Genomic DNA, 10,487 nt, shown 5'->3' on the forward strand with positions numbered 1-10,487 from the left:
CGGCGGTCCGGCAGGCAACCGCTTTTATGGGCCGGATGTCCGACGGGCAACCCTTTTGAGGCGGCCGGAGACCATCCCCGCAATTGGCACGATGGTGCCGTCGGCCCGGATGGCGAAGCCCAGTTTTCGGGCCGCAAACCAGTAGCGGACGACCATGGCACCGACCAGGCCGACCATGGCGCCGGCAACGACATCGCTCGGGTGATGCGCGAGCAGCACCAAGCGGGTCAAGAGGATCACGATCGCGTAAGTGAACATGAATACGCGCAGGCGCGGCCACAATGCCGACACTGCAAACGCCAAGGCGAATGCGGCGACCGCATGGCCCGACGGCAGACTGGCGTAGGCACCCGTGCCCTCGAACGGGACGAAGTTGAACGGATCGGGCTTGCCGCCGACGAACGGACGTCCGCGCCCGATGAGATATTTCAGGATCTCGGCAGCGAACGCCGACACGGCAACCGACAGAAACATGAATTGCAGCCGCGTGCCGAGGCCGAGCAGCAGCGCGCGGCGGGTCCCGTGCAGTGCTGCCGCGACGAAGGCGACGACCACCAGCGCAGCCCCCAGCACACACAGCACATACTCGTCCTTGCCGAAATCGGTGAGGATACGGATCGGCCAGAGGCTTGGCGTGCCGCGCGCCGGCATCAGTTGGATCTCAGTCTGGTCGAGCCCGACCATCAGCACGATGACCAGGGCTGCGCCGGCTGCGCTGAGCCAGAGCGAATGCCGCGCCAGCTTCCGGGCGGCCTCGGCGCGGCGCGAATGCGAGGGCGTGCGCACGAGCTGCGCCAGCGCGCGCCAGGACACGGCGAGCAATTGCGCGGGATAGCCTGCAGGCGGCCCAATGTCGTTCGGGGCCCGCATCTATTCGGTGCCCTCCGAGCGGAAGATCGAGATCGAGATCGCGCGCCCTTGCGAGAAATTGTAGCCTTCGATGCGCGTGCCGACCTTGTAGCGCAGCCCGATCGCCTCGGCGCGCTGCACGAAGCTACGCTCCGAGCGTTGCTCGATCAGAGCGAAGCGACAGCTGCCCTGCCGCAGAAAGTCAGCCGCGCCCGAGCCGTCGGTGAGCAGTGTCTGCGTGCCCGTCAGGAACACCAGGCTCGGCTCGTGATAGCCGGCAGCAGCCGCCTTCGGTCCGACGCAGGTGACGTTGCGAAGCGCGCGCGCGATCTCGATGCTCGGAAACAGCGGGGTCAGCGACGGCAGCACGATTCCGTAGACCGTCACCGCCAACATGAGCGCGGCGACCAGCGCGTTGAGCAGCGAGCGCTCGGCGCGATTGTTGTCGTAGAGCCACCAGGCGAACAGGCCGAAGATCAGCGACGCCGCGATGAAAGGCCAGGCCACGAAGGCCGGCTGGCGCGTCAGCATCACGGCGCCGACCACGGCGATGATCGAGGCGGCCGCGGGGATCGCGAACCACCAGGCCGAGCCGCGCATCAGCCAGGACCGCGACAGCACACGCCGCTCCAGCGCGCCCGCGGTGAGGATCGCGATCGCGGGGTACAGCGGCAGCACGTAATGCGGCAGCTTGGTCAGTACGGCCTCGAACACGATCCAGGACGGGACCAGCCAGGCCAGCAGGAACTGCGCGCCGGGCTCGCGCCTAGCCCGCCACACTGCGGGCGCCGCCATGGCCGCGAGCGGCGCGCCCGGCCAGAACGTGATCCAGAACAGCGCGAGGTAAAGACCGGGCGGCGCGCCATGGGATTCCTGGGCCGCTAACTTGCTCAGCATGTCGCCGCCGACGGAATCGGCGAAGAAGGCCTCGCCCGCGCGCCAGAAGATCGCGACGAACCAGGGCAGCACCAGGACCAGCATCCACATCAGGCCCCAGACCGGGCGCAGCTTCCGCAGCCAGGAGGCGTCGCGGTCCTGGATCGCGAGCGCGACGATGGTGAGGCCCGCGAACATCAGGATCAGCGGGCCCTTGATCAGGATGCCGATGGCGAGCGCGCTCCAGAAGATCGCAGGCCAGCTCCAGGGCGGATGGGTCTCGTCCTCGGCGCGCTGCCATGACAGATAGGCCCGCGCCATCGCGCCCATCGCGGCCACCACGCAGAGCAGCAGCATCGCGTCGGTCTTGGCCAGCCGCGCCTCGACGCCGAGCAGCACAGAGGCGGACATCATCAGCGCCGCCAGCACCGCGGCACGCCGGGTGACGAAGCCGAGTGCGGCCCAATAGGTCATGAGCACGGCGCCGATCGCTCCAAGCAGCGACGGCAGCCGGTAGACCCAGATGCGCAATTCGGCCTTCGGCAGCTTGAGCGCCGCGGCGGTTTCGACCGCGGCCGATTGCAGCCAGTAGATGCCGACCGGCTTCTTGTAGCGGACATCCTCCTGGAAGCGGATGTCGACATAGTCGCCGCTCTCGACCATCTGCTTGGTGGCTTGGGCAAAGCGCGCTTCATCGCGGTCAATAGGCGGGATGGTGAAGAAGCCCGGCAGGAACAGCAGCAGCGCACTCAGCACCAGAAAGCCGACTGCACGGGCGTGACTGGCCGTGACAATATCGAGCATGCGCACGAGCCCGCTGCCCGGATTCACGGGCGCTTTCGGCTCGCGGGGTGCTCCAAAACGGGGGCTCGGGTAGGGCTCGGCCATTGGTTCCGCTTACGCTGAAACCGCCATCGCCACAACCGCTTGAGGCAGGTTCATTGAATTCGAATGACAACTGTGTCCGCGGCGCCCGTCGCATCCATGACGGTGAGTCGCGCAAAGCCCGGACCGGGCGGATCGATCAGGCGCTGGCGACGGCCGTCGATCTCGCCAAGCGCGGTTCCGTTAACCATGACGGTCATGGGCAGAACGCCGCCGGCGACCTTGACCGGCATCGCCGCGCCCTCCCGACCACTCGATCGATCGACGTCGATCCGCGAGCCGTTCAGCGGAAACTGGATGTGTAGCGCCTGCTCGCCGCCGGTGCGTACCAATTCCCCGACGGGACGGAACCGCTTCAGCGGCAGCGGCAACTTGGTGTTGCTGGAGACCAGGGTTCCCCTGGGGGGCTTCGGCAATGGAGCGAGTGTCTTGCCGGTTCGGGCGAAGGCGTCGAACAGGATCGGCGCGGCAGCGACGCGCCCGATCAGGCCGGGAACCGGGGCGCCGTCGGGCCGGCCGACCCAGACGCCGATGGTCATGCGGCCGTCGAACCCGACCGACCAGGCATCGCGATAGCCATAGGAGGTGCCGGTCTTGAAGGCGATCCGGTTGTGGGCGGCGTTCTCGGGCGGCGGTGTGCCCAGAAGCACGTTGCCGACCTGCCAGGCCGCGACCTGATCGAGCAGCCGCAATGGCTCGCGATCATCTCTGTCAGTCATGACCTCGCGCAGCGGCTTGGTGGTGCCGAGCCGGGCGAAACCCGTATAGAGCTGGACGAGGTCCTGGAGCGTGATGCCGACACCGCCGAGACCCATGGCAAGCCCCGGCGCCTCGTCCTTGGGCAACACGAGGTTGCCTCCAGCCTGTCGCAGCCGCGAGGCCAGCCGGCTGGAGCCAACGCGATCGAGTAGCACGATGGCGGGCACGTTCAGCGACAATTGCAGCGCCTTCTTCACGGGCACTGTGCCCTGGAACGTCATATCGAAATTTTCCGGCGCGTAGGAGCCGAAGCGAACCGGCCGGTCGTCGATCAGGCTCTCCGGATGCACGAAGCCATCTTCGAAGGCGAGCCCGTAAATGAAAGGTTTGAGCGTCGAGCCCGGCGAGCGGATGGCGCGAGTCATGTCGACCTGCCCTGCCCGGCTCTCGTCGAAATAATCGGCCGAGCCGACGCGGGCGAGCACGTCGCCGCTCTCATTGTCGACGACGATGATGCCGACCGAGATGTTGGGCCCGAGCGCAATGGCGCGATCACGTGCCAGCGGCTCCAGCACCTTCTGCAAGTTCGCGTCCAGCGTCAGCCTGATGACCGGCGTGTCCTTGACGATCGAAAGCGCGGTGTCGGAGGCATGCGGCGCCAGGATCGGCATCGGCTTGCGCAGCTTCGGAATGGCAACGGCCTTGGCCTGCTTCGCATCCTCCGCGCTGACCTGATGCTCCGAGACCATGCGGTCGAGCACGCGATCACGCGCAATGCGGGCTGTCTCTGGATGCCGATCAAGCCGGCGCATCTCCGGCGATTGCGGGAGTGCGACCAGCAGCGCAGCTTCGGCCAGCGAGAGCCGCTTCGGCTCTTTGCCGAGATACGCGATCGAAGCAGCACGGATGCCTTCGAGATTGCCGCCGTAAGGCGCGAGCGCGAGATAAAGGTCGAGGATCTCGTCCTTGCTCAAGCTCCGCTCGATCTCGATCGCACGAACTATCTGCCGCAGCTTGGCATAGAGCGAGCGCTGCCGCCGCGGCTCCATCAACCGCGCCAGCTGCATGGTGATGGTCGAGCCGCCCGACACGATGTGGCCGCGCGTTGCAAGCTGCAACGCGGCCCGGCCCAGCGCCAGCGGATCGATGCCGTCATGCGCATAGAAGCGCTGGTCCTCATAGGCCAGCAGCAGGTTTAGATAGGTCGGATCGACATTCGTCCTGGCATCGACCGGCAGCCGCCAGCGCCCATCGGCCATGGCATAGGCGCGCAGCAGCTTGCCTTTGCGGTCGACGATGGTGGTCGAGACCTGCCGCGCCTCGTCGAGTGGCAGCGGACCGAGCGAATAGACCCAGGCGACGAACCCGACGATGGCGAGGATGAGTGTGAGTGCGAGGGCTGAGATGATATGCGTTGACGCCTGCCCTGCTCTCCCGCCGTCGTTCCGGGATGGTCCGAAGGACCAGACCCGGAACCTCGAGATTCCGGGTTCGGTGCTGCGCATCGCCCCGGAATGACGAAATACGTTATCGGCTTCGCTCACCTCACCACCTCACTTCGCCGCCCGCACCTCGACGGTGCCCGTCCCGGTGCGGCCGTAGCGCGAGGGATTATACATGTCCTCGACATAGGCCTGCGGCAGCACGTATTTGCCGGGCGAGACCGCACGCACGACATAGGCGACGGTGAACACTGACTTGGAGTCAGAGGCGCGGTCGATAGCCGCGGTGAAGCGGTCGTCGCGGAACTCGGTATGTTCGGGCTCCTCGCCGTCCTCGATCCAGTCCAGCGTACCGCTATCGCCGGACGAGACCAGCTTCGGATTGTCGATCTCGAGGCCCGCCGGCAGATAGTCCGACACCATGATGTGACCGTACTCGGGCTTGGCCTCGGTGATCTTCAGCACCACCGCAAAGCGCTGGTTCTGCTTGACCTTGCTGATATCGGCCGGCTTGCCGTCGAGCGTGAAGTAGTTGCGCTCGATCTTGAAGCCATTCGACGCCGCCGGCTCCGGCGTCACGGGCGAGCCCGACACCGAGACCACCGCCTGCACCGGCGCATCGCCGGTGTTGGTGATCTTCAGCGGCTTGCCCTCCAGCGTCGCGGCTTTGTAGCTGCGATAGAGCGCAGTCTTGACCGGCTGGCCGTCGACTTCCATCGACAGGTTCTCCTTGGCGAGCGCGCGCGCCGCCAATACCAGCCAGGCATTCTCCTGCGTGGAGGTGTAGGGCGTGAGCCCGCGCGCGGTCTCGACCCGCGACACCGCCTGCGTCAGCGTCGCCCTCGGCGCGTTGCCTTCACTGGCGAGCGAGACCAGGGCCGCAGCATCACGGAGCTGCGAACCGTAGTCGGTGCGGCCGAACTCGAGTGCGGGCTTCGGCGCGAGGCTGTCGAGCGCGGCGCCATAGACGCGTTCCGCGCGGTTACGATCGCCGACCAGCGCGAGCGCCGCCGCGAGCTGCGACTTCGCAATCGGCGTCGCAAGGTTGGCGAGCTTGGTGTCGGCGAGATAGCGGAGGTCTCCGATGGGAGCAGCGCCGTTGCGTGCGAGCACGTAGAGGCCATAGGCGAGCTCGCGGCCGCCGTCTTTCTCAGGCTCGTCGGCATTGACGACGGAGTTGCGGATGCGGTCGAGCGCATTCTTGAACAGCACGTCCGGCACCGCAAAGCCCTTCTCGCGGGCGCGGGTCAGGAAGTCCGTCACATAGGCATCCAGCCAGGCATCGTCGCCCCCGGCCGACCACAGGCCGAACGAGCCGTTCGAACCCTGGCGCGCCAACAGCCGCTCGATGGCGTCGCGGATGCGCTGGTCGACCTCGCTGTCCATGGCGAGGTGCGCCCCGGCGGCGAGGTCATTGACGTAGAGCAACGGCATCGCGCGGCTCGTGATCTGCTCCGAGCAGCCATAGGGGTAGCGGTCGAGCGCTTTCAGGATCGTCGCCGCATCGAGCGCCGTCGACAAGCTGGCCGACACCGAGACGCTGCCGGTGCCCGGCACGAGATCGGAGAACATATCCGCGGTCAGCGTCAGGCTTTCGCCCTTCGCCAGCGTGCGGATCGAGCGCCGCGCCAACACCTGCGTCGCCGCCTTGACGTCGAGCGCATAGTGGCGCGCGAGCATAAGGCCGTTCGGTCCCTTGATGTCGACGTCGAGCGTCGCCTGCCCCGCGGCCGTTGCATCGATCGCCATCGAGAACGCGTTGCGCTGCTTGGCGGCAAGCTTGACCGTGGTGGCGGGATTGCCAGTCATCTTCACCGGACCGCCCGCCTTCACGTTGATGACATAGTCGCCGGCCTGGCCCTCGACATTGTCGATCTCCAGATTCACCGTGCCGCGATCACCATTGAGCAGGAACCGCGGCAGGGTCGTCGTCAGCACCACGGGATCGCGGATCACGACATCGGTGTTGGCGCGACCAAGTTTCGTGGCGGTCCACGCCACCGCCATCACGCGCGCGGTGCCGGCGAACTCCGGAATGTCGAAGCTCACTTCTGCGGTGCCGTCAGCGCCGACCGTGACGATGCCTGAATACAGGGCCAACGGTTTTTGCGTGGGCGGCGAGCCCTGGAGCTCGCCCGCACCGGCGTCGCCGCCGGACTTGATCTGGCCGCGGGTGCCCGACATGCCATCGATGAGTTGCCCGTAGAGATCGCGGATCTCGGCGCTGAGGCGACGCTGGCCGAGATAGTAATCATCCGGCGCCGGCGGTTTGTAATTGGTGAGGTTGAGGATGCCGACATCGACTGCGGCGATGACGACCTTGGCGTCCTCGCCCGGATTGAGCCCGTCGAGCTTGACCGGGATTTTCAGCGTCGAGTTCGGCCGGATCAGCGCCGGCGGCGTCAGCTTCACTTGCAGCGTGCGAGTCTGCTTGTCGATTCCGAACCATTTCAGGCCGATCGCCCGGCCCGGCATGCGCTGGGCGGCCGCATCGAGCGGACGGCGCAGCGTCGCCACGACGTAGGCGCCGGTGCCCCAGTCCTTGCCGATCGGAAGCTTGACCTGCGCGGTGCCTTCCTTGACGTCGATGGTCTGCGTCGTCAGCAGGCGATCGCCGAGCACGTTGATGGTCAGCTTGCCGGCGCTGCGCACATTGACCGACACCGTCATGGTGTCGCCGGAGGCGTATTGCGGCTTGTCGATCGAGGTCTCCAACAGGTCCGGCGTGTCGGCGCTGCCATCGGAGTACCAGCCGACGTCGAACTGCACGGAGGTCACCGGGCCGTCAGCGTCGTTCGACTTCACATCGAGCCGATAGCGGCCGGGCTGGGGGGTCAGCGAAATCCGCGACGGCTTATCGGCGGCGATCACGACATCGCCGTCGGCGACGCGCGAGGTCGACTTGACCGGCTCGTACTCCCAGTAATTATTCTGGCGATACCACTGATAGCGCGACTCCATCTTCAGGAGCTCGTAGCGGAGGCCGTCGCGGTGGAGCGTCTTGCCCTCGGGCGAGACGAACACGACGTCGAACTCGGCCTTGTCGCCCTCGGCGACGTTCTTGTCGCCGAACAGCGGCTTGATGCCGATCATGGCGGCCGCCGGCGCGATCGGCAGCACCAGCTTACGCTCGACGGCGCGACCGCCGGTCTCGACCATGCGGACGAAGATCTGCGCCTCCTGCGGCCGGGTCGAGGTCGGCTGCTTGTCCAGCGTCACCGGGAAGGTCGCAACGCCATTGGCGTCGGCCTCGGGCAGGTTCTCCAGCGGCGTGCGCTCGTTCGAGGTGGTCTCCTCGTCGGCGACGCCGAACTGGTAGCCGGCAAAGCCCGGACGCTCGCTCGCAGGCGCGACCAGCATGTCGCCTTCGAGCTGAAGGCCCGAGGCCGGCGCGCCATAAAGGAAATGACCGTCCGCCTTCAGCTCCACTGGAGCATTAGCTTTGATCAGCTTGTCCTTGGCGGACAAGTCGAATTCGATCCGATCGGGGACGTAATCCTCGACCATGAAGGTGGTCTCGCCGACCGAGGCGCCCTTCGGATCGGTGAAGGCGCGCGCCCGCCAGGTCCCGGTCGGGACGGCCGAGTTGAGCGGCACGGCCAGCGTGCGGCCGCCGGCGCCCTGGTCGGACAGCACGGCGCGGCGGAATCCGACGCCGTCGGGACGCTCGATCACCAGCGTGAGCGGCCCGCCGGTCACGGCATTGCCCTGCCCGTCGCGCAAGAGCGCAGTGAGATAGACGGTTTCGCTGGAACGGTAGACGCCACGCTCGGCATAGACGAAGGCGTCGGCGCCGGCCGGGACTGCGCGCCCCGAGACGCCGCGGTCGGAAAGGTCGAAGGCGCTCGTCTTGAGGCTGAGGAAGGCATAATCGGCGTTATCGCCAGTTACGGTCAGCAGCGCCGGCGACAGCCCGCCCTCACCGCGCGCGAGCCCCGCCTCAAACAGCACGTGGCCGCTGTCGTCAGTCTTGCGGGTAGCCAAGATCTCGTTGTTGCGGGCAACCAGCCGCACCTCGGCCTTGCCGACCGGATCGGTCGAGGCCAGCGAGTTGACGAAGACGTGGATGCCGTCGTTGCCGGAATAGGCCGACACGCCGAGATCGGAGACGATGAACCATTGCGTCGCGAGCTGGTAATCATCGTCGGAGCCTGGCCCCTTGGCCGCGGCAGTCATGACGTACACGCCAGGCTGAAGCTCGCCGAGCGCCTGATCGACTGGGAATGCGGTGGTGACGTCCTGGTTCAGCGTCGTCGCGGTCGCTAGCTCGCCGGACCAGACCTTGACACCGCGCTCGTCGCCGAGATCGGTGAGCTGATATTTCGACAACGTCTTCTGGAAGTCGCTGTCGACGACCGTGTTGATCAGGTTGCGGTCGCCGATCCGGAACACGTTGATGCTGACGGCGGGCGTGTTGACGCTGACCACGGGAATGCCGCGCTGGCCGGTCCTCGGCAGTACATAGGCGCGGCTGGTGAAGCGCACGAAGGGTTTGCGGTCGCGCACATAGACATTAAATTCCGCCGATTTCGGCAGGCCCTCCTTCACGGCCGAGGGCAGCCCGGCGCGCAGGTTGATGTTGTAGCGCTCGCCATGCTTCAGACCGTCGACGCAGAGCTGCTTACCCTCGGCCGACAGCGCCGGCTTGTCGGTGCCGGCCAACGCCAGGAACGGCGCGAAGTCGGTCCGCTTGGCCAGCTCTTCCGAGAACTGGAAGCAGGCGCGCGGGCTCGCCGAATCCGAGTCCACGGTATAGTCGAGCAGCCGAAAACCATGCTCGTCGCGCAGCTTTTCATACAGGCCGCGGACGTCGGCGACCTCGCGCATGTCCAGCGACAGCCGCATCGCATCCAGCGCCGGCCGCCACAGCTTGCGTTCGGCCAGCGACTTGCCGAGCGCGGCGAGCGCGTCGGCCTCCTCGCCCGGATTGCCGGCGCGCATATAGGCGATATAGGCGGCGGTCGAGGCACGCTCCCAGAGGAACGTCTGCTCGCTCGAGCTCTTCGGGGAGATCTGGAAGATGATCTTGGCGAGCCGCAGCCAGTTGCCGGCATCCTCCGGCGTGGTCGCCGCAATCTGCCCGAGCACGGAAAGGCCGGTGCGATGGTCGTTGCGCCGGAAGGCGGCGTCGGCGTCGGTGCGCAGCGTCGCAATGGACTTGGCGACCGGTCCCGCCTCGCTCTTGATCTGGGCTTCCAGCTTGATCGCGGAATCGCCAAGATCGTCGCGCTTGAACGCCTTGTCGGCTCCTTGCGCTGCGCCAAGGCCGAGCGCCAGCGTGGCGCAGAGTGTGACGGCGCGGATCAGACCGATCATGAGGGACTCCCGGAAATCGCGGACGAGCGCCGCGGCGGCAAATGAAGTGCGCGGAAAGGTGACGGACTCAAGGCGATGGAACCAAAGGTGCAAATCGTCGCATTCGCCATCCGGAGATGTGATCCATCGTCCGTCGCGCTGCCGCTCGACCCGGCACCCTGACACGCCACCGTTCCGCTTTGTCGCCGCTCTGAGGAAAACGGTTCGGTTCAGACTTGGCGAAACGCCAGATTTTTCCTATTGGCATGGAGGTGAACAGCCGGCCCCCAAAACCGGGGCGGCTGAAGACGGTCCCGTAGCTCAACTGGATAGAGTAGCGGATTTCTACTCCGCGGGTTGCAGGTTCGAGTCCTGCCGGGATCGCCAAATTTGCAGGCCGAAAAGCCAAGCAGAACCAAGGCTTAGTAGCACCGTGAAATT

The 10,487-nt window shown here is 66.4% G+C and carries 4 protein-coding genes and 1 tRNA gene; 1 reads left to right on the plus strand and 4 read right to left on the minus strand.

From position 1 onward, the window contains the following. Positions 1 to 24 precede the first annotated feature (24 nt). From IVA87_RS01935 to IVA87_RS01950, 4 genes are read right to left on the minus strand one after another with little or no spacing between them, the layout of a single operon-like run. Positions 25 to 870, minus strand: coding sequence for a phosphatase PAP2 family protein (locus IVA87_RS01935; RefSeq protein ID WP_247332531.1), 846 nt, complete (start codon positions 868 to 870; stop codon positions 25 to 27). Then, complete coding sequence (locus tag IVA87_RS01940) at positions 871 to 2,613, minus strand: glycosyltransferase family 39 protein (RefSeq protein WP_247332534.1); 1,743 nt, start codon at positions 2,611 to 2,613, stop codon at positions 871 to 873. It lies immediately after the preceding gene. Positions 2,614 to 2,663: 50 nt separating this feature from the next. After that, positions 2,664 to 4,814 carry a penicillin-binding protein 1C gene (gene pbpC, locus IVA87_RS01945; protein WP_247332613.1) on the minus strand — a complete coding sequence of 717 codons (2,151 nt, stop codon included), beginning with the start codon at positions 4,812 to 4,814 and terminating at the stop codon, positions 2,664 to 2,666. A gap of 48 nt (positions 4,815 to 4,862) precedes the next feature. After that, positions 4,863 to 10,067, minus strand: coding sequence for an alpha-2-macroglobulin (locus IVA87_RS01950; RefSeq protein WP_247332536.1), 5,205 nt, complete (start codon positions 10,065 to 10,067; stop codon positions 4,863 to 4,865). 289 nt (positions 10,068 to 10,356) lie between these two features. Here IVA87_RS01950 and IVA87_RS01955 point away from each other — a divergent pair. Next, positions 10,357 to 10,433, plus strand: a tRNA-Arg gene (locus IVA87_RS01955). Positions 10,434 to 10,487 lie beyond the last annotated feature (54 nt).

This window comes from Bradyrhizobium sp. 147, from assembly GCF_023073935.1.
Classification (GTDB): Bacteria; Pseudomonadota; Alphaproteobacteria; order Rhizobiales; family Xanthobacteraceae; genus Bradyrhizobium.

Excerpts from the sequence above, each read along its gene's own strand:
- IVA87_RS01950 (WP_247332536.1), bottom strand. The coding sequence starts at position 10,067 with ATGATCGGTCTGATCCGCGCCGTCACACTCTGCGCCACGCTGGCGCTC.
- pbpC (WP_247332613.1), bottom strand. The coding sequence starts at position 4,814 with ATGCGCAGCACCGAACCCGGAATCTCGAGGTTCCGGGTCTGGTCCTTC.
- IVA87_RS01940 (WP_247332534.1), bottom strand. The coding sequence starts at position 2,613 with ATGGCCGAGCCCTACCCGAGCCCCCGTTTTGGAGCACCCCGCGAGCCG.
- IVA87_RS01935 (WP_247332531.1), bottom strand. The coding sequence starts at position 870 with ATGCGGGCCCCGAACGACATTGGGCCGCCTGCAGGCTATCCCGCGCAA.